The 25995-nt window shown below is 62.6% G+C and carries 21 protein-coding genes; 17 read left to right on the forward strand and 4 right to left on the reverse strand.

Annotated elements, in window-relative coordinates:
- Window positions 1-41: 41 nt before the first annotated feature.
- The 3 genes from AC3WKX_RS18345 (at window position 42) to AC3WKX_RS18355 (ending at window position 4051) form a co-directional block, all read left to right on the forward strand.
- Window positions 42-551, forward strand: coding sequence for a sigma-70 family RNA polymerase sigma factor (locus AC3WKX_RS18345; protein WP_008433639.1), 510 nt, complete (start codon window positions 42-44; stop codon window positions 549-551).
- Window positions 548-1504 (forward strand): FecR domain-containing protein, encoded by a 957-nt coding sequence (locus AC3WKX_RS18350; protein WP_008433641.1) that lies wholly within the window; start codon window positions 548-550, stop codon window positions 1502-1504. Before AC3WKX_RS18345 ends, AC3WKX_RS18350 begins: the two co-directional genes overlap by 4 nt.
- A 93-nt stretch (window positions 1505-1597) precedes the next feature.
- Window positions 1598-4051, forward strand: coding sequence for a TonB-dependent siderophore receptor (locus AC3WKX_RS18355; RefSeq protein ID WP_102605408.1), 2454 nt, complete (start codon window positions 1598-1600; stop codon window positions 4049-4051).
- Between the two features lie 62 nt (window positions 4052-4113).
- Here the strand turns inward: AC3WKX_RS18355 and AC3WKX_RS18360 are convergent, their stop codons facing one another.
- The gene (locus tag AC3WKX_RS18360) at window positions 4114-4818 is read right to left on the reverse strand and encodes a DUF3142 domain-containing protein (RefSeq protein ID WP_102605407.1); all 705 of its coding nucleotides are present in this window, start codon (window positions 4816-4818) and stop codon (window positions 4114-4116) included.
- Between the two features lie 3 nt (window positions 4819-4821).
- Window positions 4822-6984, reverse strand: a complete 2163-nt coding sequence (locus AC3WKX_RS18365; protein WP_102605406.1) for a PA5441 family protein — start codon at window positions 6982-6984, stop codon at window positions 4822-4824.
- A gap of 222 nt (window positions 6985-7206) precedes the next feature.
- On the opposite strand from AC3WKX_RS18365, the gene AC3WKX_RS18370 reads away from it, so the two are divergent.
- Both AC3WKX_RS18370 and AC3WKX_RS18375 read left to right on the forward strand, forming a co-directional pair.
- On the forward strand, window positions 7207-8802 hold the full coding sequence (locus AC3WKX_RS18370) for a glycosyltransferase family 39 protein (RefSeq protein WP_102605405.1): 1596 nt from the start codon (window positions 7207-7209) through the stop codon (window positions 8800-8802).
- Window positions 8803-8877: 75 nt separating this feature from the next.
- Entirely contained in the window at window positions 8878-9123 is a 246-nt protein-coding gene (locus tag AC3WKX_RS18375; RefSeq protein WP_102605404.1) for a DUF2789 domain-containing protein, read from the forward strand.
- A gap of 4 nt (window positions 9124-9127) precedes the next feature.
- On the opposite strand, the gene AC3WKX_RS18380 is transcribed toward AC3WKX_RS18375, so the two are convergent.
- Complete coding sequence (locus AC3WKX_RS18380; RefSeq protein ID WP_093203108.1) at window positions 9128-9421, reverse strand: type II toxin-antitoxin system RelE/ParE family toxin; 294 nt, start codon at window positions 9419-9421, stop codon at window positions 9128-9130.
- Window positions 9418-9696, reverse strand: coding sequence for a hypothetical protein (locus AC3WKX_RS18385; protein ID WP_003218199.1), 279 nt, complete (start codon window positions 9694-9696; stop codon window positions 9418-9420). The genes AC3WKX_RS18380 and AC3WKX_RS18385 overlap by 4 nt, the downstream gene beginning before the upstream one ends.
- A gap of 260 nt (window positions 9697-9956) precedes the next feature.
- On the opposite strand from AC3WKX_RS18385, the gene AC3WKX_RS18390 reads away from it, so the two are divergent.
- The 12 genes from AC3WKX_RS18390 (at window position 9957) to AC3WKX_RS18445 (ending at window position 25989) form a co-directional block, all read left to right on the forward strand.
- The gene (locus tag AC3WKX_RS18390) at window positions 9957-10388 is read left to right on the forward strand and encodes a MarR family winged helix-turn-helix transcriptional regulator (protein WP_010168758.1); all 432 of its coding nucleotides are present in this window, start codon (window positions 9957-9959) and stop codon (window positions 10386-10388) included.
- Window positions 10385-12463: an FUSC family protein gene (locus tag AC3WKX_RS18395; protein WP_102605403.1), complete on the forward strand. Its 2079-nt coding sequence runs from the start codon at window positions 10385-10387 to the stop codon at window positions 12461-12463. The genes AC3WKX_RS18390 and AC3WKX_RS18395 overlap by 4 nt, the downstream gene beginning before the upstream one ends.
- Complete coding sequence (locus AC3WKX_RS18400) at window positions 12460-12669, forward strand: DUF1656 domain-containing protein (protein ID WP_003218193.1); 210 nt, start codon at window positions 12460-12462, stop codon at window positions 12667-12669. The genes AC3WKX_RS18395 and AC3WKX_RS18400 overlap by 4 nt, the downstream gene beginning before the upstream one ends.
- Window positions 12666-13556 carry an efflux RND transporter periplasmic adaptor subunit gene (locus AC3WKX_RS18405; RefSeq protein WP_003218191.1) on the forward strand — a complete coding sequence of 297 codons (891 nt, stop codon included), beginning with the start codon at window positions 12666-12668 and terminating at the stop codon, window positions 13554-13556. The genes AC3WKX_RS18400 and AC3WKX_RS18405 overlap by 4 nt, the downstream gene beginning before the upstream one ends.
- Window positions 13553-14995 (forward strand): efflux transporter outer membrane subunit, encoded by a 1443-nt coding sequence (locus tag AC3WKX_RS18410; RefSeq protein WP_102605402.1) that lies wholly within the window; start codon window positions 13553-13555, stop codon window positions 14993-14995. Before AC3WKX_RS18405 ends, AC3WKX_RS18410 begins: the two co-directional genes overlap by 4 nt.
- An 81-nt stretch (window positions 14996-15076) precedes the next feature.
- Entirely contained in the window at window positions 15077-15709 is a 633-nt protein-coding gene (locus tag AC3WKX_RS18415; protein ID WP_003218188.1) for a hypothetical protein, read from the forward strand.
- A gap of 266 nt (window positions 15710-15975) precedes the next feature.
- Entirely contained in the window at window positions 15976-17472 is a 1497-nt protein-coding gene (locus AC3WKX_RS18420) for a YdgA family protein (protein WP_023659325.1), read from the forward strand.
- A 181-nt stretch (window positions 17473-17653) separates the two neighbouring features.
- Complete coding sequence (gene pgaA, locus AC3WKX_RS18425) at window positions 17654-20107, forward strand: poly-beta-1,6 N-acetyl-D-glucosamine export porin PgaA (protein ID WP_102605401.1); 2454 nt, start codon at window positions 17654-17656, stop codon at window positions 20105-20107.
- 12 nt (window positions 20108-20119) lie between these two features.
- A complete protein-coding gene (gene pgaB, locus AC3WKX_RS18430) occupies window positions 20120-22117 on the forward strand; it encodes a poly-beta-1,6-N-acetyl-D-glucosamine N-deacetylase PgaB (protein WP_102605400.1) in 1998 nt (665 codons plus the stop codon).
- A 3-nt stretch (window positions 22118-22120) separates the two neighbouring features.
- On the forward strand, window positions 22121-23467 hold the full coding sequence (gene pgaC / locus AC3WKX_RS18435; protein WP_102605399.1) for a poly-beta-1,6-N-acetyl-D-glucosamine synthase: 1347 nt from the start codon (window positions 22121-22123) through the stop codon (window positions 23465-23467).
- The gene (gene pgaD / locus AC3WKX_RS18440; protein ID WP_102605398.1) at window positions 23464-23946 is read left to right on the forward strand and encodes a poly-beta-1,6-N-acetyl-D-glucosamine biosynthesis protein PgaD; all 483 of its coding nucleotides are present in this window, start codon (window positions 23464-23466) and stop codon (window positions 23944-23946) included. The genes pgaC and pgaD overlap by 4 nt, the downstream gene beginning before the upstream one ends.
- Window positions 23947-24267: 321 nt before the next feature.
- Window positions 24268-25989 (forward strand): ShlB/FhaC/HecB family hemolysin secretion/activation protein, encoded by a 1722-nt coding sequence (locus AC3WKX_RS18445; RefSeq protein ID WP_102605397.1) that lies wholly within the window; start codon window positions 24268-24270, stop codon window positions 25987-25989.
- Window positions 25990-25995 lie beyond the last annotated feature (6 nt).

Here is a 25995-nt window from a genome sequence, read left to right on the forward strand (position 1 = left end):
GTGTAATGATAATTGCTCTCAATAACGTATCCGAGCTTTTCATGGACACCGCGACTGACGGCCGGCAACAGCTTCATCTCCTGTATCGCGACCATCATGGCTGGCTGCAAGGCTGGCTGCGCAAACGCCTGGGGGATCGCGAACACGCCGCCGATGTGGCGCAGGACACCTTCCTGCGCTTACTGGTATCGGGGCGCTTTCCCGGTGACAAGGAAAGCCGCAGCTACCTGACGCAGATCGCCCGCAACCTGGTGATTGATCAATGGCGACGCCTGCGCATCGAGCGTGCCTACCTGGAAAGCATTGCCCACCTGCCGGAGCCCGAATCCCCGTCCCTGGAAACCCGCGCACTGATCCTCGAAACCCTGATGCAGATCGACGCCATGCTCGACCGCATGCCCGACAACGTGCGCCGCGCATTTCTGTTGTCGCAGTTCGAAGGGCTGAGCTACGCACAGATTGCCGAGCGCCTGGAGGTCACTGTCAGCTCGGTGCAGAAGTACATGACCCGGGCGATTCTCGCCTGCTACCAGGTCGTCTACGAAGAATGAGAACCCGGCACGAAGCGCCGATTGCCCCGGCCATTGTCGAGCAGGCCAGCGAGTGGTTGATGCTGCAATGGGGCGGCGAGATGGACGGCGATCAGCGCCAGGCCTTCGCGCGCTGGCAGGAGGCCGATCCGGAACACCGGCGCGCCTGGAAGCGCTTGCAGCAGTTACAGCAAACCCTTGGCGGTGTGCCTGTCGACAGTGCCCGTGCGGTGTTACGCGATACACCGGACACCCAACGCCGCGCCGCCTTGAAACTGCTCGGGCTGTTGCTGGTGGCCGGTGGCAGCGGCTATCTGGTGCAAAGCAGCCAGCCCTGGCAGGCGGCGTTTGCCGAATACCGCACCGCCACGGGCGAGATTCGCCACCTGACCTTGAGCGATGGCACGCGCCTGGACCTCAACAGCAACAGCGCGGTCGACTTGCGCTTCAGCGCCAGTGAGCGGCGTATCCGCCTGATACGCGGCGAGATCCTGCTGACCAGCGGCCACGATCCGTCCCGGCCATTGATCGTCGAAACCCCGGCCGGAGATGTGCAGGCCTTGGGCACCCGGTTTGCCGTGCGTGAAGTGGACGATGGCAGCCGCGTCGACCTGTATGAAGGACGTGTGCAGGTACGTCCGGTGCGCGGTGCGGCGGTGCAGATGAATGCCGGGGACAGCCTGTGGTTCAGCGCCAGCCGGACTTCGACGCTGGTGCCGGTGGATGCCAATGCCAGCAGTTGGACCGAGAACCGCTTGATCGCCGAGCGCCAGCCGCTGGGGCAGTTCGTTGCTGAGTTGAGCCGTTATCGCCCGGGGCTGTTGCGCTGCGATGCGGCAGTGGCCGGCTTGCTGTTGACCGGCGTGTTTCCGCTGAATGACACCGACGCGATTCTCCACGCGCTTGAGCGTTCGTTGCCGGTGCAGGTACAGGCGGTGACGCGCTATTGGGTCACGATCAAGGCGCGGGGCTAAAAAATTTTTTGCCTACGGCTTGTCGGTTTTCCAACCCCGTCCGGGATACCTCTTGAAAGCCAATCAAGAAGCGTTCTCACGGGGAGCCCTGCAATGTCGCACCACCCAATCCAACCCCTGGCCCGCGCCCTGCGCCGTGGCCTGTTTGTCAGTCTGCTGGCGACGGCGCCTGTGGTGCCGAGCGTGGTCCAGGCCCAGGAGAGTGCTGAAGCCCTGCGCCAATACAACATTGCGGCGGGCAACCTCGACCAGGCCTTGAACCAGTTCGCCAGCGCCTCGGGGATTCTGTTGTCGGTGGACGCCTTGCTGACCCAAGGCAAGCGCAGCGCCGGCTTGCAGGGCCGCTACGCCACCGGGCCAGGGTTGGAGCGTTTGTTGGCCGGCAGCGGATTGGTCGCGGTGCAATCCCAGGGCGGCTGGTCATTGCAGGCCCTGCCCGCGAGCGGCGCGCTGCAACTCGGTGCGACGCAGATCAGTGGTCAACAGGATCAGGAAACGGCCTGGGGCCCGGTCGACGGCATCGTTGCCAAGCGCAGCGCCACCGGCAGCAAGACCGATTCGGCGTTGGTGGAAATCCCCCAGACCATCAACGTCATCACCGCCGCCGAGATCAAGGCGCGGGGCGCGCAAAGCGTTACCCAGGCGTTGCTCTATACACCGGGCATGACGGCCGGCGGTTTTTCCGATCGGGTCAAACTGTTTGATGAGCCTACTTCCCGTGGCTTTACGCCGACGCCGCTGTACCTCGACGGTTTGCACTTGCCCTACGGCGGCGGCAGCACCGGCGGTGCTTTGCAGATCGAGCCCTATTCCCTGGAGCGCATCGAAGTGCTCAAGGGGCCGGCCTCGGTCTTGTACGGGCAGAACCAACCGGGTGGCATCGTCAACATGGTCAGTAAGCGCCCCAGCGAAACCCCGGTGCATCAAGTGGTGCTGGAGGCCGGCACCTACGAGCACAAAAGCGCCGCCATCGACCTCGGAGGACCGCTGGATGAGCAGGGCGAGTTTCTCTATCGCCTCACCGGCCTGGCCAAGGACGAACAGGGCGAGATCAACTACGTCGAGAACAAACGCCAGTTCATCGCTCCCAGCCTGACCTGGCAGCCCAACGACGACACGCGCCTGACCGTGTTCGCCCAGTACCAGAAAGACAAAGGCGTGCCCGAGGCCCAGGGGTTGCCCGCGTCCGGGACGATCTGGGACAACCCCAACGGCAAGATCAAGCGTGATGTGTTCATCGGTGAGCCAGGCGTCAACCAGTACAATCGCGAGCAGTACGTGTTGGGCTATGAGGTGTCCCATCGCCTGAACGACACCTGGACCCTCAAGCAAAACGCTCGCTACGCCGAAGTGGACGACCGCTACACCGCACCGTTGCACGGCTACAGATTTGTGCCCAACCCGGTAACCGGCGTGCAAGACCAACGCTATCTGCAACGCTTCGGTGTGGACTGGTCGCAGCACAACAAAGTATTCGGTGTGGATAGCATCGCCCAGGCGGAGTTCGACACCGGCGCCCTGTCCCACACGTTGATCGTTGGCCTGGATTACTACCACTTCAACTCGCAATTCCACGGCCTGTACGATCGTAATCCGCCGGTGATCGACCTGTTCAAGCCGGTCTATGGCCAGCGGCTGAATTTCGGCCAGCCTTATCGCTGGGACCGCACCGTGACCCAGACCGGCTTGTACGTGCAGGACCAGATCAAGTTGGACAAGTGGGCGCTGGTCCTTGGCGGGCGCTACGACTGGGCCAACGTGGTCAACAAGGAGCCACTGGCCGACACCCGCACCAGCAGCAAAGACCAGGCGTTCACCGGCCGGGCCGGTCTGGTGTACCTGTTCGATAATGGCCTGGCGCCGTTTGTCAGCTACTCCGAATCCTTCCTGCCGCTGTCGGGCACCGATATCAGCGGCAAACCATTTGACCCCTCTACCGGCAACCAGTACGAAGTCGGCCTGAAATACCAGCCGCCGGGTCAGAAGAGTTTTGTGCAGGTTTCGGTCTATCAACTGGATCAGAAAAACGTGCTGACCACCAACCCGGTAGACACCACCTTCAGCACCCAGAGCGGTGCCATGCGCTCACGTGGCGTGGAGCTGGAAGCCAAGGCGTCCCTCAGCGATGCCTGGGACGTGGTCGCGTCAGCGGCGCGCAATGACATCAAGTACACCAAGGACAACGACGGTCGTCAGGGCCGGCATCCGGCCGGCATTGCGCCGCTTACCGCTTCGGTCTGGGTCAACTACACCGTCCTTGGCGACACACCCCTGGCCGGTGTTGGCGCAGGATTGGGCGCGCGTTACGTTCGCAGCAGCTTTGGTGATTACTACGCAGGGGCGTTCAGCATTCCGTCCTATACCGTCTACGACGCCAGCCTGAGCTACGACCTGGACCGCTCGGCGTTCAAGCTCAAAGGCGTGAAGCTGGCAATGAACGTGCAGAACCTCACCAACAAGACCTACGTGTCGCAATGCACCAGTGACCTGGATTGTTACTACGGGGAAGGGCGCACGGTGGTGTCGAGCTTGACTTATGACTGGTAGATACCGGTCATTCGCGGGCGTTTTTTAGCCCTGAGTGCCCACAGTCCAAGGACCGTGGGCACTCAGGGATTCTGCAAAAACACCACATACCCTCGAAACCACTCACTGCCCTTCAAATACCCCGGCTCCTCCCACTCTCCACCCTGAATCAACCCAATCTTGAACGGCACCCCCAACCGGTTCATCCGTGGCAGATAGGCCGCGTAGTCCGGAATGCTGTGGCGCCCCTGGTAGGTCTGCACCACCACTTCATCAATCACGCCCTTGAGTTGTGCGATGGCGGCCGGGTCGGCGTTGCTGCTCCAGTCCATCAGCCCGGTGATGCTCAGGCGTAGGTCCTTGGGCAAGCGTTGGCGCAGGTCACGCAGGAAATCCGCGTATTCGTCGAGGTATTGCGTGCGCGCATCGAAGTCGATCTGGACGCCCACCACCGGGTTGCCCGCATCCCGCCAGCGTTGCACCTGGCCGAGCATCTGGCTGTACACCGACTCGGGCCAGTGCAGGGTGTGGGCGCGGTACACCACCCAGATTTCACCCTGGGTGATGCGCGGCACACTCATGCCCTGGGCGATGAATTGCACGCCACGCCGGGGCGAGCGGCGGGTCGAGTTGATCTGGCCCTGGAGGATGTACAGGGTTTTCGCCTGCTTGAGCACCGGCTGCGGCGCGACGCCGCTCCACAGCCAGAACGCATCATGGTCGCGGGCGTCTACCGCGCCGAAGGCCGGGCTTGCCAGCAGGAGCAGGGCGAGCCAGAAACGCTTCACGGCTTACCAGTAGTACTGCAGCGACTTGCCCCACTGGGTGTCGGCGAACCCGGTTTTCAACTGGCGGAACCAGCCTTTGCGCACGTTCTTGTCGACGTCTTCGCCACCGCAACTGTTGTAGCCCGAGGGTCCGTAGCAGTTGATGGCACGAAACAGCGCGTAGGCCTTGTCGTTTCGCGGTGCCTTGGGATTGCCGATCACCCGCTTGTAGCCCTCCAGTCGCGAGAAGGTTTCACCCTTGAAGGGCGAGGCGGTACTGCCCAGGCTGCCGGCGGAGCGCGCTTGTTCCAGGGGCATGCCGTCAAGACCGTTACGCAGGACGAATTCACCGAGGCAGTTCAGGCCCTGCGGGTTTTTCGGATCGGCCTGCAAGGTGCTGGCGATTTGCGCGATGCTCGGGCAGGTGTAGCCGGACTCGGCCTTGTCACCGTTCCACTGGAACAGTCTCAACGACTGGCCGCCGCTGTAGACGTAGCCCAGGCTGGTGCCGAGCTTGTCATCGGGAACCGAGGCGGGCAGTTGCTTGAGGTCCTCGGCAAAGGTCTCGAACTGGCCGCGCAGCAGGTCTTTATAGAGCAGCGTGAATTGCGCAGTCTGGCGCTCTACCGGGTCTTCGGCATGGGCAAGCTGTTGGCGCAGCAGGTCGGGACCGGCGACGTTGCGCAGCAGGATATAGCGCACCTGCTTGGCACTGATCGGCGAATCGGCGGCGAATACCTTGGCCAGCTGGCCGCTGCGTTCGTAGTTCATCGCCAATGCCAGCTCCAGCTGGTCACGTTGCAACGGTTGCTTGGCCAGCGGCAGCAGTTGCAGCCACAGCGCCTCGGCGGCTTTCCAGTCTTCCTTGGCTTCCAGCGCGAGGCCACGCAGGGTCTGTTGGCTGAAAGCGAAGTAGTCGAGATTCGACGGCACGTCTTGCGGCAGCAGCTTCAAGGCACGGTCGGGCTGATGCTCGACGTTCAGGGCAAACGCCGCCTGCACGTAGGCATACAGCGCGGGCTCCTGCGCGAACACCGCTTTTTGTGCATCGAGCGCTTCACGCGTGAGCTTCGGCGGCTCACCGGCACGCATCCACATCAGGTCGTTGAGGGCCAGGATCAGCGGGTTGCCCACAGGTGCCGTGGTGCTGGTCAGCAGCTTGGTGTCCGCTTCCTGCACCAGTTCATCCAGCGACACGTTGCGCTGGGCATCGGTGGCCTGGGTCAGTTGCCAGGCAAAGTCGTCCGCCAGTTTGTCGGGGTTGGGCGCCAGCCAGTGCACCCGGCGCAACAGGCCACGGGCGGAGGCGGCGTATTCGCCCTGTGGATAAGTTTTCAGGTAGTCGTCGAAAGCGCTTTCGGCCCGTTGCAGGGCAGACTTATCCACATGTTCAAGCGACGGCGTGCCGTATTCATCGAAGGCATTTTGCTGGGCGTCGTTCAGCGCGGTGCGGGCGGTCATGTACAGCGCTGTTTCCTTCAGCCAGGGCAGCGAGCTGCTCGTCAGCCCGGCAAAACCTTTTTGCGCATCGCTGAAGCGTCCGCTGTAAAAGTCCCCGGCGGCTTTCAGATAGGTGAGCAATGCCTGGCCGTCTGCCGATTTGATTTGGTCGGCCTCGCCTGCCGCTACGCCGTCCGAGGAACAACTGCCGAGCATCTGCAGCCGCAGCTTGGCCAGTAACTGGCGCTCGGCCTGCGGTACATCGGCCTTCACCACCTGGCTGATAAACGCGGCGGCACTGTCATCGGCGTTGCTGCGGCAGCGGCTGCCTTCGCCGGAAAGGAAGGCTTCACCGGCGGTCTCGGCGTCGTCGCGGGTGATGCCCAGCGGGCTGAGCAGTGCATCCAGTTCGGCGGTGCGCGAGTCGTCGGGTTTGTTGTCGGGCTCATCCGCAGCCGGCATAAGCCGATACACCGGAAAGGGCACCGGGCCAAATCCTTCGGACACGTCCTGCTCGCCCAAGGCATTCGGCGCCAGCGGCATGACGTTTTTGTCCGCCAGCAACAGCCGCAGGTTGACCCGGCTGTCATTGCCGGGGCTCAGGAAGGGCAGGTTGCTGCACACGTCCAGGCTGTTGCGCGACACCCGCCAATCCGGGTAGCAAGAGTCATCGCCGCTGGCGTGGGCCTGGAGGGGAAGGGTGGCGAGCAATGCCAGTGCCAGGGGTGACAGAAGACCGATGCGCATGAAATGTCCTTGATCCTGAATCCATGGAAGGCAGCAATCATAGCGTGATCCGATGAAAGCGTCGGAGACGTCCTGCGCAAAATTCAGATTTGTCCGATTGGCGGATGGTTGGTCAAATCCATGCAAAACAGCGGGCGAATCAAGGCCTTTTGACCTAGAGTGGCGGGTGTTCGCGCAAGCGCAGGTTCAGTAGTGGGTGAGGAAGTAGAGGTGCGACGCTCTGTGGCGGAACAAGACAACAAGGCCGGGGCATTGCCCGTGCTCAATCCTGGCCTTTGGGAGAATGCCGGCTGGCTGGCTCGGTTGTGGTGGGTACCGCTGGTGGCGTTGGCCATGGCCATGCGTTTCTATGGCCTGACCGCCTCCGCCATCTGGGGCGATGAAGGTTCAAGCCTGCTGCTCGCCGAGTATTCCCTGGAAGACCTGTGGTTTCACGCCGCACATGACGTTCATCCGCCGCTGTATTTCTTCATGCTGCGCGGCTGGATCGAGGTGTTCGGCGACAGCATTTTCTCCCTGCGCAGCATGAGTGCGATCCCCGGTGTGGTCGCAGTCGGCCTGGGAATCTGGCTGACACGACTGATCGCGACCCGTCGCGCGGCGGTGCTGGCCGGGATTCTGTTGGCGTTGCTGCCCACGGCAGTGCGCTACAGCCAGGAAGTGCGGATGTATTCGCTGCTGGGCGTGTGGCTGCTGGCCGCCACCCTGGCCTTGGTGTATTGGGTCCGCCAGCCTGAGCGCAAGCGCTATCTGGTGGCCTATGCGCTGTTGATGACGGCAGCCTTCTACACCCACTATTTCACCGCGTTGTGCGTGCTGGTGCATTGGTCATGGCTGCTGTTGCTGCGCCAGCCACGGGCCGGCGGCCTGCGCCTGGTCACGCTTGCGGGCTGGTGGGTGGCCAACGTTGCCATTGTGTTGCTGTACTTGCCCTGGCTCCCGAATCTGCTGGGCCTGGTGCAGCACACCGAAGAACTCAAGGTGGGCGGTGATATTGGCTGGGAAGACCCGGTCAACCTGTATTCCGTGCCGTCGATGGTGTGGCAGTTCCTCATTCAGGACCCCGGCGACCACTTGTGGCGACCGCTCTTTGTGGTGTTTCCGTTATTGCTGATGGCGCTGGTCGGTGTGACTGCCTGGCGCGATCAAAGCCGCTTTCGCTTTGGCTGGCTGCTGGGGCTTTTTTTCATGCTGCCGGTGCTGCTGGTCTATGGGGTTTCGTTTATTTCCCCGGTGTTTATCGAGCGTTATCTCACCGCCTACGCGATGAGTTTGCCGATCATCGCGGCGTTGGCCGTCGACCGTCTGTCGCCGCGCCTGCCGCTCGCAGCGGCGGCAGTCTTCGTGTTGTTTGTCGGGGTCGAGCTGGTGGGCGTGAAAACCAACTCCACCGTCGATGAGCATGATCAATTCAACGTGGTGGTGGAGTTCGTCAATCGCAACTACCAGGAAGATGACCGCATCGTCATCAGCGACATGCTGTGGTACCTGCCCTACGTCTATTACGATGAGACCGACGCCCAGTTGCAGCTTTTCACACCGCCGACCGCCGCCGGCAAGTCCACCCGGCCTAATGCCTATGGTTTTGGCACCCTGGTGGACCAGGATGGCGGGCGCATCTACCTTGATCGCTTGTCGGCGTTACCCGCCGAGATCCAGCGTGTATGGCTGATCAGCGCCGCGGAGCCGCCGGATGAGTTTGCCCCGTTGCCGGCCGGATGGCGTCAGCTCAGCCAGCAGGACGGCGGCGGCGCGCGGGCCCGGCTGTTCGTGCTGTGTAACGCGCCAGCGGGCGTGCACCGTGAGGGCTGTGATTAATCTGCGCAACACCCGAGAGGTTTATGTTCGCCTGGGGGGCTAGACTCAGGTGAACCTACTCTCCAGGAACGCCTCATGGAATCCCCAGTCCACAACTTGCCATCGTTGTTCAAACAGCTCGGTTTGCCGGAAGACCCGGTCAGTATCGAGCGGTTCATCGCGGTCCACTCCCCACTCAAACCCGAACTGCACCTGGCGGATGCTTTTTTCTGGACGCCGGCTCAGCGGGCGTTTTTGCGTGAAGAGATTCTGGAGGATGCGGATTGGGCGGAGGTGGTGGATGAGTTGAATTTGCGGTTGAGAGAGGGGCGAGGAGTCTAGGCCGTCAAGAGGCGGTTGCTTTCTCTGGTGGCCATTGGCGAGCGGTGTGCACAAGCGCCACGACCCTTACTACGTCGGGCTCAAGTTGGTAAACAAGGCGGTAGCTTGGATGAGGAATGACTTCGCGTGTGCCTGTGATCCTGCCGAGTGGGCCGATTTCTGGGTGTTTTGCCAGCCCCAGCACTGCACTGCTGAAGCGTCGATCCATATCGGCTGCGGCTTGTGGGTTTTTCTCAAATAAAAAGTCCCAGATATCCCTACGGTCCTGCGCCGCTTCCGGCGTCCAGGCAACCCTCATTCCTGATTATCTACGTGAGCACGTTTCGCAGAAAACTCAGCTTCCAAATCCTCATTGGAAATCTCTCTGCCTGCCTGTATCGAGGCGCGAGAGGCGTCTACTTTACGCTGCAAGAACGCGTCGTACTCCCGTGATTCCTGCTGGGCCTGGACAAACTGACGCATCATATCTCGCACGATTTGCGATGCAGGACGGTGGGTAGCCTCGCACTCGGCCATGAATTGGTCGCGTAGTTCCGACTCAAGCTTCAAGGTGAAAACGGCTAGTTTTGACATAAGTGAATGCTCTAGATTGGTATGTACGAAGTATATACAACGTGCATACCTGACGACGCATGTGAGCTGAGTGAGGCGACTGACGGTTGCTGACAGCAAACCACCTTTCCCCAAACCAGCTTTACTTAGCCCACGGGCCATCCACCCATCCGCAAATTTGTATCAAAACTTGACTGCATTGGATCCATCGACCATATTGATAGTTAGCAAACTAACTGTATGCGAATAATCCAGTGTCCCAGACCCTCGAACAACTCCAGATGAACATCAGCAGCAGCATGGTGGTAGGTGCCAGGACCTGGCGCAAAATCTGCCAGACCACGCTCGTCAGCTATGGCATCTCCGAAGCCTGCGCCGTGCCGCTGCTGATGATCGGCCGCCTCGGCGACGGTGTGCATCAGGTCAAGGTGGCCCAGGCGGCCGGGATGGAAAGCCCGTCCCTGGTGCGGCTGTTGGACCAGCTGTGCAGTTCCGGCTATGTGTGCCGCACCGAAGATATCCACGACCGCCGCGCCAAGGCCTTGAGCCTCACCGAGCGTGGCCGCGAGCTGGTGCAGGCAGTGGAAGAGCAACTGGTGCGCCTGCGCCGGGAAGTGCTGGCCACCATCGATCCCGATGACCTGGAAGCTGCTTTGCGTGTACTGCGGGCCTTCGAAGGCGCCAATCAACATCCCATGGTTGTGAGTTCTTGAACGGATTTTTTACCGGCATGCCGCCGGCCAAGGATTGGTTCTACGGCGTAAGGACATTCGCCGCTTCAATGATCGCGTTGTACATCGCCATGCTGATGCAAATGCCGCGTCCGTATTGGGCGATGGCCACGGTGTATATCGTGTCCAGCCCGTTTGTCGGCCCTACCAGCTCCAAGGCGCTGTACCGGGCGGTCGGTACCTTCATGGGCGCGGCCGCTGCGGTGTTTTTTGTGCCGATGTTTGTGCAGACGCCTTACGTGTTGGTGGTGGTGATCGCGCTGTGGACCGGGATTCTGCTGTTCCTGTCCCTGCACCTGCGCACCGCCAACAGCTATGCGCTGATGCTGGCCGGCTACACCTTGCCGCTGATCGCCCTGCCGGTGGTGGATAACCCGCTGGCGGTGTGGGATGTGGCCGAAGCGCGGACCGAAGAGATCTTCCTCGGCATCGCCGTGGCGGCGGTGGTGGGGGCGATGTTCTGGCCGCGACGCCTGGCGCCGGTGTTCGATGACTCGGTAAGCAAGTGGTTTGCCGACGCGCAGGTCTACAGCCGGCGCTTCCTCAGCCGCAACGTCCAGCCCGAAGAAATCAGCACCCTGCGCGGCGGCATGGTTGCCACCTTCAACACCCTGGAATTGATGATCGGCCAGTTGCCCCATGAGGGCTCGCGGCCGCAAACGGTGCGCAACACCAAGGAGCTGCGCGGGCGGATGATCCACCTGCTGCCGGTGATCGATGCCCTCGACGACGCCGTGTACGCCTTGGAACATCGCGCGCCGGAATTGCTCGACCGCTTCACACCGTTGCTGACCGCCGCCAACGAGTGGCTGGACAGCACGCAAAAGGACGCGCCCCTCGAACGCTGGCGTGTTCTGCGCGACCAGATCGAAGCCCTGCAACCCGATGCCGACGCCCTGGATGACCGCCACCAGTTGCTGTTCTCCAACGCCCTGTATCGCCTCGGCGAGTGGGTGGATCTGTGGCAAGACTGCCGCAGCCTGCAAGCCGCCATCCAGTGCGAAAGCCAGGACAGCTGGCGCGCGGTCTACCGCCACTGGCGCCTGGGCCGGCTGACACCGTTCCTCGACCGTGGCCTGATGTTCTACTCGGCGTTTTCCACCGTCACCGCGATCATCGTCGCCTCGGTGCTGTGGATCCTGTTGGGCTGGACCGACGGTGGCAGTGCAGTGATCCTGGCGGCGGTGGCCTGCAGCTTCTTCGCTTCGATGGACGACCCGGCGCCGCAGATCTACCGGTTCTTTTTCTGGACGGCGATGTCGGTGCTGTTCGCCAGCCTCTACCTGTTTCTGGTGCTGCCCAACCTGCATGATTTCCCGATGCTGGTGCTGGCGTTTTCGGTGCCCTTTATCTGCATCGGCACGCTGACGGTACAGCCGCGTTTCTACCTCGGCATGCTGCTGACGCTGGTCAACACCTCGTCGTTCATCAGCATCCAGGGTGCCTACGACGCGGACTTCCTGGCCTTTGCCAACTCCAACCTGGCGGGCCCGGTAGGCCTGTTGTTCGCCTTTGTCTGGACCCTGATTGCCCGGCCGTTCGGCGCTGAGCTTGCGGCCAAGCGCCTGACCCGTTTCAGCTGGCGCGACATCGTCACCCTGACCGAGCCTGCGACCCTGGCCGAACACCGCAAGATGGGCGTGCAAATGCTCGACCGCCTGATGCAACACCTGCCGCGCCTGGCCATGACCGGCCAGGACACCGGCATCGCCCTGCGGGAAGTGCGGGTGGCGCTGAACCTGCTGGACCTGCTGGCGTACTCGCCGCGCATCCTCGGGGTGCCGCGGGTGTTGTTGAACCAGGTGGTGGAAGGCGTCGGCGGTTACTTCAAGGCCTGCCTCAAGGCCGGTGAACGTCTGCCGGCCCCCAGCGGTCTGCTGATGACCCTCGACCGTACCCGCCGCGCCCTCAACGGCCAGGGCCTGCAAGGCGAGGACGAAACCCGCCTGCATTTGTTGCACGCCCTCAGCGGCTTGCGCCTGGCGCTGTTGCCCGGCGTGGAATTTCTTGGCGGCACAGAGATGGAAGCGCCGTTACCCGATGGAGCGCCTTTATGATCGGTGATCTGGATATCAGCGGGGTGTTCCTGCCCACGTTGCTGGTGCTGATGGGCATTACGTATGTGTTGTACCTGGTGGTGCACGGGCTGTTGACCCGCGTCCACTTCTATCGCCTGGTCTGGCACCGGGCATTGTTCAATGTGGGTCTCTACGCTCTGTTGCTGGGCGCAGTGGATTCACTCAGTCGATACCTCATGACATGAAAAAACCTTTTTTGACCATTGGCCGTGTAGTCCTGACGTTACTGGTGGTGACCTTCGCCTGCGTCGTGGTGTGGCGCATGGTGATGTACTACATGTTCGCGCCGTGGACCCGTGACGGCCACATCCGTGCCGACATCGTGCAGATCGCCCCGGACGTGTCCGGGCTGATCCAGCAAGTGGACGTGCGCGACAACCAGTTGGTGGTGCGCGGCCAGGTGCTGTTCTCCGTCGACCAGGACCGTTTCAAGCTGGCCCTGCGCCAGGCCCAGGCCGCCGTGGCCGACCGTCAGGAAACCCTGGCCCAGGCCGTGCGCGAGAACAAGCGTAACCGTGGCCTCGGCAACCTGGTGGCCAGCGAGCAACTGGAAGAAAGCCAGTCCCGCGTCGCCCGTGCCCAATCGGCCCTGGCCGAGTCGCAAGTGGCGGTGGATGCCGCGCAACTCAACCTGGACCGCTCGGTGATCCGCAGCCCGGTGGACGGCTACATCAACGACCGTGCGCCGCGTAACCAGGAGTTCGTGACCGCCGGGCGTCCGGTGTTGTCGGTGGTGGACAGCAACTCCTTCCACATCGACGGCTACTTTGAAGAGACCAAGCTCGACGGCATTCACGTCGGCCAGAGCGTCGACATCCGCGTGATCGGCGACAACGCTCGCCTGCGCGGGCATGTGCAGAGCATCGTCGCCGGTATCGAAGACCGTGACCGCACCAGCGGCTCCAACCTGCTGCCCAACGTCAACCCGGCGTTCAGCTGGGTGCGCCTGGCCCAGCGGATTCCGGTGCGCATTGCGTTTGACGATGTGCCGGCAGACTTCCGCATGATTGCCGGGCGCACCGCCACCGTGTCGATCATCGACGACCAACCCAAGTCGGAGAACAAGCCATGAAACGGCTTTTAGCAACCGCCGGGCTGGGGTTGTTGCTGTCGGCCTGCCAAGTGGTGGGGCCCGATTACAAACTGCCGGACAAGGCGGCCGTGAACCGCGGTGACCTTCAGGGCCAGTTGGCCGGGGAGGGCAGCAATGTGGTGTCGGCGCCGGTACCGGCGGACTGGTGGAAGCTCTACCAGGACCCGCGCCTGGATAAGCTGGTGGAGCAGGCCATGGCCTCCAACACCGACCTGCGGGTGGCTGCGGCCAACTTGCAGCGCTCGCGCTATCAGGTGCAGCAAGCCGAATCGGCCGGCGGCTGGAGTGCCGGCGCCAAGGCCGAAGCCCAGCGCCTGCAAGAATCGGGTGAGGCCTATTTGCTGACGGAAAAAGTCCCGGTGGCGAATATCGGCAGCGCCAGTATCAGCACCTCCTATCAATTCGATTTGTTCGGCACCTTGCAGCGTGGCATTGAAAGCTCCCAGGCCACTGCCGATGCGGCCCAGGCGGCGTCCGATATCGCCCGTATCACGCTGGTGGCGGACGTGGTGCGCTCCTACACCCAGGTGTGTGCGGCCAACGAAGAGCTGGCGATCGCCAACGAGTCCCTCGACCTGCAAGCCCAGAGCACGCACCTGACCCAGCGCCTGCGGGATGCCGGGCGCGGTGATGAAACCCAGGTCACCCGTTCGCAAACCCAATACAAATCCTTGCGCGCCGAAATGCCGCGCTATGAAGCACTGCGCCAGGCCGGGCTGTTCCGCCTGTCGATGTTGCTGGCCAGGCCGCTGGATCAACTGCCGGCCGGCACTGCCCAATGCGCCGAGCTGCCGCACATCGCGCAGTTGTTGCCGGTGGGCGATGGCGCCACGCTGCTCAAGCGTCGCCCTGACGTGCGCCAGGCCGAACGCCAACTGGCGGCGGCCACCGCGCGCATCGGTGTGGCCACCGGCGCGCTGTACCCGGACATCAGCATCGGCGCCACCGTGGGCACCGTCGGCATCCTGGATGACCTCGGCACCCCGGCCACCAACCGTTGGGGCTTTGGCCCGCTGATCAGCTGGACGCTGCCGACCAACGGCGCCCGCGCCCGCATCCACGAAGCCGAAGCCGCGACCCAGGGCGCCCTGGCGCACTTCGACGGGGTGGTGCTCAACGCTATCCGTGAAACCCAGACGGGCCTCGCGCAATACACCGCGCAACTGCGACGCCGCGATGCCCTGGCGGATGCCGGCGCGTCGGCCAAAGAGGCGGCGGAGCAGACGCACCGGTTCTTCCAGGCCGGCCGCGCGTCGTTCCTGGCCGACCTGCAAGCCACTCGCACCTACACCGACGTGCGGGCGCAATTGGCGGCGGCGAACACCCAGGTTGCCATGAGCCAGATCGATTTGTTCCTGGCCCTGGGCGGCGGCTGGGAAAGTGGACGAACGCAAGCCACACAAGCCAGCAAACCCTGAGCTGATTGCTATGCTTTGACAGGCGGACTTACGTGATGGTCCGCTGGTCACTGCTCGCGTTTGCTCATGGGGATTCCAATAATGAAAAACCCTTATGCTCCCGCTTTCTGGTGCGTGTTCTTCGCACTGGTGTTGCTATCGGCGACTTACTTCTACGGCATCATGCTGGCCCATCAAATCGACAAGGCCATGGTGTTCCTCGACAGCGCCAGCGCGCTGATCGCGGTGCTGTCCATCGGCGTGGTGGCCTGGGCCTCCTACCAGGGCCAGCGAATCAAGCGAAGACTGCTCGAACAAGGCAAGACCCGCGTGGCGATCTGGGACACCAAGGTTGCCCTGCGCCGGGTCGAGACGGTGTTCGACCGCTACTTCTGGGGCAGCTACTGGCAGCCGGGGCGCACCTTCCAGGAAGTCATGGGCGAACTGACCGGCACACCGCTGGAAAAAAGCCTCGAAGCCCTGAAAAAACAATGCGTGATGCTTGATCGGCAAGTCGCCGACGGACGGCATTGGCTGAATAACGCCCGGGAATTATCCGACGTGGCCACTGCGATGGCGCGAGAGCGTTACCAGCTGGATTTTTATGATCCCAAGTCGGATACGCCGGGCAATGCGGTGATTCACCGTGAGTTTGAGGTGCTGGTGTATACGTGGACGGCGCGCCTGAAAAGCTTCGACCATCAACTCGATGAGATCGAAACCGAGTATTCCTGAAATCTGTGGTGTCTGTACTGACGCCTTCGCGAGCAAGCCCGCTCCCACATTCGATCGAGTTCCATCTTTGGAATGCAGTCGAATGTGGGAGCGGGCTTGCTCGCGAAGGCACTTTACCGTTCAGCGCTGAAGTCTGCGCCTATTGAAAAATTGGGCTGCATACGCCAGCCAATGCTAATCTTCCCCGGATTTCGGCGGGCTTGAGCCGACACCCTTCGGGGTTCAGGGAAGACAGCCCACTTCACAGGATTTGATCAGGTCACTACATGAATAAGCCAGCAGTCGTTCTCTTGGGTATCGTCGTCGCCATTGGTGCAATCAGCGCAGGCGGTGCCTGGTACACCGGCAAGCAACTGGAGCCGGTGCTGCAAACCGCCATCCAGGACGCCAACAAGGAACTGCAGACCTCCATGGCCGGTGTCGACGGCACTGTGACCCTCGAACTGGTCTCCCTCGACCGCCAGCTGTTCAGCAGCACCGCCCACTATCGCCTCAAGGCCCAGGGCGCGGTGTTCGGCGAAAATCATCAGGACACCGAACTGCTGTTCGTCGACCATATCGAACACGGCCCGCTGCCGTTCTCGCGCCTGGTGTCGCTGAAGTGGCTGCCGGTCATGGCCACCAGTCACTACGAACTCGAGAAAAACCCCACCACCGAAAAATGGTTCGCTGCCAGCAAGGACGTGTCGCCCCTCAAAGGCGTGGCCAACATCGGTTATGACCGCTCGGTGACCGGCAACGTTGAACTGCTGCCCCTGGAACTCAAGGACGACAAGTCGGCCGTGAGCTTCTCCGGCGCCAACCTCGACTTCGACTCCACCGCCGAAGGCAAGAAGGTCAAGGCCAGCGGCTACATGGACAGCCTCAAGGTCTCGGTCATCGATGCCAACAACGCCAAGCTGGATGCGGAGCTGAGCGGCCTGACCATCGCCAGCAACCTGGAAAAAACCACCTTCGGTTTCTACACCGGGCAAAACACCGTCGAGCTGACCAACACCAAGGTCACCTTCGGCCCGCAGCAAGCAGTGCTGACTCTCAAGAACTTTGAGCAGAAAGACAGCAGCGAAACCAAGGACAACAACCTGGCCGGCCGCGTCGACTACAAGATCGACGAGATCGGTTACCAGGGCAAGCCCGTGGGTTCGGCGGCCATGGCCGTCAGCATGAAGAACGTCGACATCCCGTCGATGCTGGTACTGACCAAGCTCTACCAGGAAAAAGTACAGCCGGCCCAGGCCGCTGCCGCTGCTGGCCAGCCCGTGCCTGAGTTGCAACTGACCGAAGCCGAGCAGACCCTGGCCCAGGCCAACGTCGACCAACTGCTGGCTGCCAAGCCGCAAGTGGCGGTAGAAAACCTGTCGCTGAAAACCACCAATGGCGAGAGCCGCTTCAACCTGGTGGCGGACTTCGCCAAGCCGTCGAGCATGGACCTGCCGCCGGTTGAACTGGGCAAGCAAATCGTTGCGTTGCTGGACGCCAACCTCACCCTGTCCAAGCCGATGATCCAGGACGTTGCCGGCCTGCAGGCGCAGATTGGTGGTGTGACCGACCCGAAAGCCATCGAGCAGCAATCCCAGATGGCCAGCGAGATGATCAGCGGCATGGCCGTAGGTACTCAACTGGCGACCCTGGTGGGTACCGATATCGTGTCCAAGCTGCACTACGCCAACAATGAAGTGACCTTCAACGGCCAGAAAATGACCGTCGAGCAATTCATTGGTTTTGTGCTGGGCAAGTTCGGCGCGGTCAGCGGCGCTCAATAAGACTCGGCTCAAAGTGATGTAGGCCAATTCTGAACAATTGTTCTGAATTGGCCTTTTTTGTACCCCCCTCAAGGATATTGCGCCCCGGGAAAGCTTGGCCGCGTCATCAGATGCCGGCCGCCTGGAGTGTCGTGCAGGTGAACTTATCGCTACAGCTTTCCCTGGTGAGGAAGCTGACGACATGTCGCGTAATATTCATCCGTTTATCCGCCTGGCCCTGTGCAGCCAACTGCTCTGGCCCGTCGTGGCATCGGCCGATGCGGCCTATGATTCGCTGATCAACCAGGCCCGCAGTGGCAACTATGGTCCGGCCCTCAACCTGTTGCGCCAAATGCCCGCCGAGCGCCAGACCTCGGGGCAGGTCAGCGATCACCTGTTGATTGCCAGCTGGGCGCGCCAGGACGCCGAGGTGCTGACGGTCTACGAGGCCCAGGGCCGCTCACGCACCCTCACCACCCAGGCGCTGGCCACCGTCGCCCGCACCTATCGCAACCAGCAGCGTTGGGAACCGGCGATTGCCGTGTATCGCCAGGCGTTGCTGCGCGAGCCGAATAATCCGGACCTGCAACTCGGCCTGGCCCTGACCCAGGCGGACGCCGGCCAGACCGCTGAAGCGGTGCAGCGCACCCGCGCCCTGGTGGCCGCCAAGCCCGACGACGCCGACCGCCGCATGGCCCTGGGTTACGCACTGACCCGTGCCGGTTCTACCTATGACGCGCTGTTCGAATTCGACCAGGCGTTCATGCGTGCCGGCAACAAACCTGAAGTCGCCCGCGAATACATCGTCGCCCTGCAACGTGCGCGCCTGCCGGAACCGGCCCTGCGCCTCGCTGCCCGGCGCCCTGGCCTGTTGGACCCGGTCACCCAACGCCGCCTCGAAGGCGACCTGGCCGCCGAGCGCGTGCGCATGGCCGAGTTCGCGACCCGCAGTGAAAAAGAGCGCTACGTCATCGCCGACCGTGCCCTCAAGGATTACGACCAACTGCTCACCACCTGGACACCGGATGCCAACGCCCATGACGACGTGGTGCGCTGGCGCATCGACCGTCTGGGCGCGCTGAAAGCCCGGGCGCGCACCGCCGAGGTGATCCGCGATTACCAAGTCTTGAAGGGCGAAGGCGTGCAACTGCCGACCTACGCCCTGCGCTGGGTCGCTGCCGCCTACCTCGACCAGCGCCAGCCGGAAAAGGCCGCGCCGCTGTATCGCCAGGCCCTGGCGGCAAGCGATGCGGACGCCGGCGATCACGTCGAAGACAGCACCGCGCTGTTCTACGCCCTGCTCGAAAACGATCAAGTGGTGGAAGCCCGCGAAGTCGCCGACAACCTGGCGAGCACCCAGAAACCCCGGGTCGAGCTCAAGGGCTTGCCCATCGGCAACCCCAACGACGCCTGGATGGACGCCCAACAATTGGCCGCCCAGGCCGGCACCTATGGCGCCGACCTGCCCGCCAGCGAAAAAGGCCTGGAAGCCCTGGTGCAACAGGCCCCCGGCAATATCGGCCTGCGCCTGGCCCAGGCCGATATGTACCGTGCCCGCGACTGGCCACGGCGCGCCGAAAACACCCTCAAGGAAACCGAAGCCCAGGCCCCGCGGGACATCGGCCTGGAGGTTTCCCAAGGCCACACTGCCCTCGATCTGCAGGAATGGCGCCAGCTCGATGCACTCACCGACGACGTGGTCGACCGCGCCCCGGACAACCGCCAGGTACAGCGCCTCAGCCGCCTGCGGGATGTGCACGACATGGCCGAATTGCGCGTCGAGGCCTACACCGGCAAAAGCAACGGCGGCGGCGATGACGGCGCGGGCGCGGTGTCCGGCAGCCGCGATTTCGGCATCGAAACCTTGCTCTACAGCCCGCCCATCGATGAAGACTGGCGCGTGTTCGGCGGGGCCGGCTACGCCACCGCCGATTTCGAAGAAGGCACCGGCCAACACCGTTGGCAGCGCCTCGGTGTAGAGCGGCGCACCCGCGACATGACCCTCGAAGCCGAGGTCTCCAACCACTCCTACGGCTTTGGCGACAAGCAGGGCGCACGCATCGCGATTGCCCGCGACATCAATGACCAATGGCAGTACGGCGGCAGTCTCGATTACCTCTCCGCGAGCACCCCGCTGCGGGCACTGAATGCCGACATTACTGCCAACGGCGGCAGCGGGTTTATCCGCTGGCGCGCCAACGAAAGCCGCGAATGGAAACTGGCCCTGAGCCCGTCCCACTTCAGCGACGGCAACAACCGCCTTGAAGCGCTGCTCACCGGTCGCCAGGGCGTGTACAGCTCGCCGGGGGTGCAAGTCGACCTGGGCCTGGAAGTCGGCACCAGCCGCAACACCAAGGAAGACACGCCGTACTTCAACCCGCGCTCGGACTTCAGCGTGCTGCCCACGGCCACCGTCAACCACGTGCTCTACCACCGCTACGAAACCCAGTGGAGCCAGCAGTTCCAGGTGGGGGCGGGCACCTACAGCCAGCGCGACTACGGTACCGGCGGTGTTGCACTGGTGGGCTACGGCCAGCGGTTTCGCTGGAACGACGTGCTCGAAACCGGCGCCAACCTCAGCTGGATCAGCCGACCTTATGACGGTGAGCGCGAAAGCGACCTGCGCCTGATCGTCGACCTCACCTACCGCTTCTAGAAGAGTCCGATCATGCCCGTCTTGTCCCGTTGCCTGTTGGCCCTGGGGTTAATGCTGAGCAGCGCTTGCGCCCAGCAACCCGCACCTTTCACTCCACCCGCCGAGCGGCTCAAGCCTGCCAGCGAAGCGGCGTGGCCGAAGAACCATTTCCTCGGTATCGCCTACCACGACATCGAGGACCGCGACCCCGATCAGGCTGTCGTGGCCGTGCGCACCGAACGTTTGATCGAGCAGTTGGCGTGGCTGCGGGAAAACGGCTACCAGCCCGTCACCGTCGACCAGATTTTGGCGGCCCGCAACGGCGGCCCGGAGTTGCCGGCGAAGGCGATCATGCTCAGCTTCGATGACGGCTACGCGAGCTTCTACACCCGTGTGATGCCGATCCTGCGCAGCTACAACTGGCACGCGCTGCTGGCGCCGGTGGGTTCGTGGGTGGATACGCCGCTGAACCAGCCGGTGGATTTCGCCGGCACACCACGCCCGCGTTCGGACTTCCTGACCTGGCAGCAGGTGCGCGAAATCGCCCAGTCCGGCCTGGTGGAAATCGCCGCGCACACCGACGCCAACCACAAGGGCGTGCTGGCCAACCCACAAGGCAACCTGCAACCGGCCGCCACCACCCGACGCTTTGACCCGGCGACCCATCGCTACGAAACCGAAGCCCAGTTCCAGGCGCGGATGCGCACCGACGTGACGGCGATCTCCAACAAGATCCGCGCCGTCACCGGCAAGGCGCCGCGCGTGTGGGTGTGGCCTTACGGCGCTGCCGATGGCACCTCGCTGGCGGTGGTGGGCGAGCAGGGTTACCAGATGGCCCTGACCCTGGAAGACGGTCTCGACAGCCTCGGCAACCTGATGAGCAGCCCGCGCTTCCTGGTGGCCTCCGACCCGGACGGCGAACACTACGCCAACGCCATCGTCGCGACCCAGACTGAAGCCCCGCTGCGGGTGCTGCATGTGGACCTGGACAACGTCTACGACCCGGACCCGGAACAGCAGGTGCGCAACCTCGACAAACTGATCCAGCGTGTGGTCGACATGGGTGCCAGCACCGTGTTCCTGCAGGCTTTCGCCGACCCCAAGGGCGATGGCCTGGTGCGTTCGCTGTACTTCCCCAACCGCCATTTGCCGGTGCGCGCCGACCTGTTCAACCGCGTCACCTGGCAACTGCGCACCCGGGCCCACGTGAACGTATTTGCCTGGATGCCGGTGCTCAGTTTCGCCCTCGATTCGAAGCTGCCCCGCGTTACCCGTTGGGACCCGCAAACCGGCAAGGTCGCCATCGACCCGGACCAGTACCAGCGCCTGTCGCCGTTCGATCCGAAAGTGCGGCAGGTCATCGGTGAGATCTACGAAGACCTGGCGCGCACCAGTGCCATCGACGGCGTGCTGTTCCACGACGACGCGGTGCTGTCGGACTTCGAAGACGCCAGCCCGCGGGCACTCAAGGCCTACGCCGCCAATGGCCTGCCGGACACCATCGAAGCCCTGCGCGCCGACCCTGCGGTGATGCAGCGCTGGACGCGTTTCAAGAGCCGCTACCTGATCGACTTCACCCATGAGCTGACGGCCAAGGTCCGCAAGCTGCGCGGCCCGCAGGTGCAGACTGCACGCAATATCTTCGCCGAACCGATGCTCAACCCGGGCAGCGAAGCCTGGTTCGCGCAGAACCTCGACGACTTCCTCACCAGCTACGACTGGACTGCGCCGATGGCCATGCCGCTGATGGAAGGCCAGGACCTCAAGGGCTCCAACGCCTGGCTGGAAAAGCTCGTGGCCACCGTCAAGGCCCGCCCCGGCGCGCTGCAACGCACAGTCTTCGAGTTGCAAGCCAAGGACTGGCGTACCTCGGCCGCCCCCGATCTGGACGGTGCACAAATGGCCGAGTGGATGGGCGTGCTCAAGCGTCAGGGCGTGACCAGTTTTGGCTACTACCCCGACAACTTCCTGGAGAATTCGCCGGATCTGAAAACCGTGCGTCCGGCCCTTTCCAACCAGTGGAATCCTTGACTCATGTTCGACAGAATCCTCGCGCTTATCGTGTTGTCGCTGGTATTGGGTGTGCCCCTGGGCCTGATCTTTCTGGTCACCGGGCAGTTCCTGATGGACTTCGTCTTCTTCTATCCACTGTTCATGTCCGGCTTGTGGATCGCCGGCGGCCTGTACTTCTGGCTGCACTGGGAGCGCCACTGGCCGTGGGCGGATGACACCCCCGCGCCGGTACTCGCCGGTGAGCCGCTGATCTCGATCCTGATCCCTTGCTACAACGAAGGCGACAACGCCGCCGAGACCATCGGCGCCGCGTTGGCCCAGCAATACCGCAACATCGAAGTGATCGCGATCAACGATGGCTCCAGCGACAACACCGCCGCCGTGCTCGATGCGTTGGCCCTGAAAGAGCCGCGCCTGCGGGTGCTGCACCTGGCGCAAAACCAGGGCAAGGCCGTGGCCCTGCGCATGGGCGCAGTGGCGGCGCGCAGCGAATACCTGGTGTGCATCGACGGCGATGCGTTGCTCTCGCCGAACACCGCGGCGTACCTGGTGGCGCCGATGCTCGACAACCCGCGCCTGGGGGCGGTCACCGGCAACCCGCGCATTCGCACGCGCTCCACCTTGATCGGCCGGGTGCAGGTGGGCGAGTTCTCTTCGATCATCGGCTTGATCAAGCGCACCCAGCGGGTCTTCGGGCGGATCTTCACCGTCTCCGGCGTGGTGGTGGCGTTTCGGCGGGCGGCCCTGGACCGGGTCGACTACTGGAGCACCGACATGATCACCGAAGACATCGACGTGAGCTGGAAGCTGCAACTGGACCACTGGAGCATCTTCTACGAGCCTCGCGCGCTGTGCTGGATCCTGATGCCGGAAACCCTCGGCGGCCTGTGGAAGCAACGCCTGCGCTGGGCCCAGGGCGGCGCTGAAGTGCTGTTCAAAAATATTCGTGGCATCTGGCAATGGCGCCATCGCTACCTGTGGCCGCTGCTGTTCGAGTACTGCCTGTCCACCGGTTGGGCCTTCACCTTTTTGCTCTCGGTGATTTTCTGGGCCGTGGGCAAAGTGTTGACGCTGCCCGCCGCCATCGCCGTCGACTCGCTGATGCCGCCGGCCTTCACCGGCCTGCTGCTGGCGGTGGTGTGCCTGGTGCAGTTCGCGGTGAGCATCATGATCGACCGGCGCTATGAAAAGGGCCTGTGGAAAACCCTGTTCTGGACCGTCTGGTACCCGTTGGTGTTCTGGCTGGTGAGCCTGTTCACCACCCTGGTCAGCTTCCCCAAAGTGCTGTTCCGCCAACACCAGAAACGCGCGCGCTGGGACAGCCCGGATCGCGGAATCAAAGCCCCCACTACGGATGTGCAACCATGAATCTGATCCGAACCCAACAGCGCCCGGTGATGTGGGCCATCGACGTATTCCTGACCCTGCTGGCCTGGGCCGGGCTGATCATCCTGCTGGTGCGCGGGCTGGTGCCGATGCTCGACAGCCACGGCGGCCCGCGGATCGATGCGCCGATTTTCGCGGCGCTGGATACCTTGCAGATCTACCTGTGGATTGCCGTGTTCAACGCAGTCGTGCTGATCAGTTGGGCACGCTACCAGCAGCGACGTGGCAAGCACTTTGCCCAGCGGCGCTCGGCGGCCAAGGCCTTGAGCGACCAGCGCTTGAGCGACAGTTTCAGCCTGGGGGAAGGCGACCTGGAACAACTGCGTCGCCCGGGTGTGCTGGTGATTCATAACGACCAGGAGGGCGGTGTGCAGGAAGTGACGGCGCACGTGTCACGGCATGTGGAGAAGCCAGGGTTGAAGCTGGTGCCGGGGCAGGAGCGGGCCAAGGAAGTCGGTTAGCCTGGATGCAGAAATATGGGATCCAATTCACAAAACAACCGCGAACTTTTTTCAATTTTTGGCTACTAACCAGTCTTGATAGCGTATTGCTGGCCAAGTAATGGCAACTGTAAGCGCCACGGTTGAAGGTGTATCAAAACTGTTACCGCTTGTCGGAATAAAAATTCCAATTGCAAGCGATTAAGCGTTGCATGATTTATTTATTGTTAATAATCAGCAACTTAAAGGCCTATTAAACATAACTTCCAACTAAGTCAGATTCTTGGCCGACTGGAAGTTCGATGTTAGTTTGCCGGCCCCCGCTTTTTCGACGGATCGAACATGTCTTTATTATTGCCACGGACTCGGCTGCTGCTGGGCGTTTGCCTGCTGACTTGCTTCGCACTCAATAGCGCGGTGGCGGCGCCTACGCCTGGCGACCAGGACCTGATCCGCGACCGGCAAAACCGTCTGCTGGAAGAACAGCGCCGGCGCCTTGAAGACCTCAAGGAACTGCCCGGCAAAGAAGCCAAGCCCCAAGCGCCTGCCATCCCGGCCGACACCCGTTGCTTCCCGATCAAAGACATCGAACTCAAGGGTGCCGACAGCCTGCCTGCACCGGACCGCGAGCGCCTGCTCAAGCCGTATATCGGTCAGTGCCTGGGTGTCTCCCAGCTCAATCAAGTGCTCAAGTCGATCACCGACTACTACATCGACAAAGGCATGGTTACCAGCCGTGCTTACTTGCCGCAGCAGGACCTTTCCACCGGCCACCTCCAGGTGTTGGTGGTGGAAGGCAAGCTCGAAGGCTTGAAGGGCGCCGACGGCAGCAACCTGTCCCCGCGCGAGCTGGCCATGGCCTTTCCCGGCAAGGTCGGCGAGCAGCTCAACCTGCGGGAAATCGAGCAGTTGGTGGACCAGTTGAATCGCTTGCCGTCCAAGCAGGCGCAAATGGAACTGACCCCCGGCAGCCAAGTGGGCGGCAGTGAAGTGCAGGTCAGGAACGTCCCGCAAAAGCCCTGGCGCGCCAGCCTGTCGCGCAATAACGACGGGCAGAAAAGTACCGGCGAACAGCAGTGGGGCGCCGGCCTTGAGTGGGACAGCCCCCTGGGCCTGGCCGACCAGTTGGTGTTGCGCGGTGGCCACGATGGCGTCAGCGACCATCAGAAAACCTCGAAAAACAGCATGCTGTATTACAACATGCCGTGGGGCTGGTGGAACTTCAGCTACACCTACAGCGAGAGTGATTACCGCACCTTTGGCGTAACCAACGACTTTAAATTCAAGCAGAACGGCGACAACGAAAACCACCAACTGCGCGCCGAGCGGGTGATCCATCGTGACGACGTGAGCAAGACCTCGGTGAACGTCGGCCTGTCGCACCTGCGCACCAACAACTACATCCTCGACGTGCGCACCGAGCCCAGCAGCAACCGCCTCAGTGAACTGCAACTGGGCATCAACCACGGCCGCCGCATCGGCAATGCCTTCGTCAACCTCGACCTGGGCATGCAGAACGGTATCGGCGCCTTCGATGCCCAAGCTGAAAACGAGCGCGATCAATACGGCAATCGCCTGCCCAACGCGCGCTACCGCAAATACACCGCCACCGTCAGCTATTTACAGCCGTTCACGCTATGGGGTGAGTCGTTCAGTTTCTCCAGCCTGGCCACCGGCCAACGCAGTGAAGACATTCTGTTCAGCCCCCAGCGCATGAGCCTCGGCGGCTCGGCCTCGGTGCGCGGTTTCAAAGACCAGCAGCTCACCGGCGACAGCGGCGGCTACTGGCGCAACGACGTGCGCTGGGCGCGCCCGGTGACCTGGGACTGGATGCGCCCGGCCTTTGCCGAATACGGCGCCAGCGTCGGCTACGACCAGGGTGTGATCAGCAACGACCGCTATAACGGTGAAGTGCATGGCCGGGTCTCGAGCAACTCGTTGGAGTTGTTCGCCCGTGGCAAATACGTCAGCACCAGCGTGACCTTTGCCCATTCCCTGGAACGCCCGGCAGTGATGAGCGAGCGCGAAGCGCCGATCTACTTCCGCATGGATTTCTTCCTGTAATTCAAC

Source organism: Pseudomonas sp. GP01-A4 (assembly GCF_058780865.1).

Coding starts and splice junctions, on each gene's coding strand:
- AC3WKX_RS18380 (WP_093203108.1), bottom strand. CDS start 9,421: ATGAGGGTTGCCTGGACGCCGGAAGCGGCGCAGGACCGTAGGGATATC.
- AC3WKX_RS18400 (WP_003218193.1), top strand. CDS start 12,460: ATGATCGGTGATCTGGATATCAGCGGGGTGTTCCTGCCCACGTTGCTG.
- AC3WKX_RS18405 (WP_003218191.1), top strand. CDS start 12,666: ATGAAAAAACCTTTTTTGACCATTGGCCGTGTAGTCCTGACGTTACTG.
- pgaD (WP_102605398.1), top strand. CDS start 23,464: ATGAATCTGATCCGAACCCAACAGCGCCCGGTGATGTGGGCCATCGAC.
- pgaB (WP_102605400.1), top strand. CDS start 20,120: ATGCCCGTCTTGTCCCGTTGCCTGTTGGCCCTGGGGTTAATGCTGAGC.
- AC3WKX_RS18345 (WP_008433639.1), top strand. CDS start 42: ATGGACACCGCGACTGACGGCCGGCAACAGCTTCATCTCCTGTATCGC.
- AC3WKX_RS18355 (WP_102605408.1), top strand. CDS start 1,598: ATGTCGCACCACCCAATCCAACCCCTGGCCCGCGCCCTGCGCCGTGGC.
- AC3WKX_RS18365 (WP_102605406.1), bottom strand. CDS start 6,984: ATGCGCATCGGTCTTCTGTCACCCCTGGCACTGGCATTGCTCGCCACC.
- AC3WKX_RS18390 (WP_010168758.1), top strand. CDS start 9,957: ATGAACATCAGCAGCAGCATGGTGGTAGGTGCCAGGACCTGGCGCAAA.
- AC3WKX_RS18415 (WP_003218188.1), top strand. CDS start 15,077: ATGAAAAACCCTTATGCTCCCGCTTTCTGGTGCGTGTTCTTCGCACTG.
- AC3WKX_RS18420 (WP_023659325.1), top strand. CDS start 15,976: ATGAATAAGCCAGCAGTCGTTCTCTTGGGTATCGTCGTCGCCATTGGT.
- pgaC (WP_102605399.1), top strand. CDS start 22,121: ATGTTCGACAGAATCCTCGCGCTTATCGTGTTGTCGCTGGTATTGGGT.
- AC3WKX_RS18350 (WP_008433641.1), top strand. CDS start 548: ATGAGAACCCGGCACGAAGCGCCGATTGCCCCGGCCATTGTCGAGCAG.
- pgaA (WP_102605401.1), top strand. CDS start 17,654: ATGTCGCGTAATATTCATCCGTTTATCCGCCTGGCCCTGTGCAGCCAA.
- AC3WKX_RS18410 (WP_102605402.1), top strand. CDS start 13,553: ATGAAACGGCTTTTAGCAACCGCCGGGCTGGGGTTGTTGCTGTCGGCC.
- AC3WKX_RS18375 (WP_102605404.1), top strand. CDS start 8,878: ATGGAATCCCCAGTCCACAACTTGCCATCGTTGTTCAAACAGCTCGGT.
- AC3WKX_RS18445 (WP_102605397.1), top strand. CDS start 24,268: ATGTCTTTATTATTGCCACGGACTCGGCTGCTGCTGGGCGTTTGCCTG.
- AC3WKX_RS18385 (WP_003218199.1), bottom strand. CDS start 9,696: ATGTCAAAACTAGCCGTTTTCACCTTGAAGCTTGAGTCGGAACTACGC.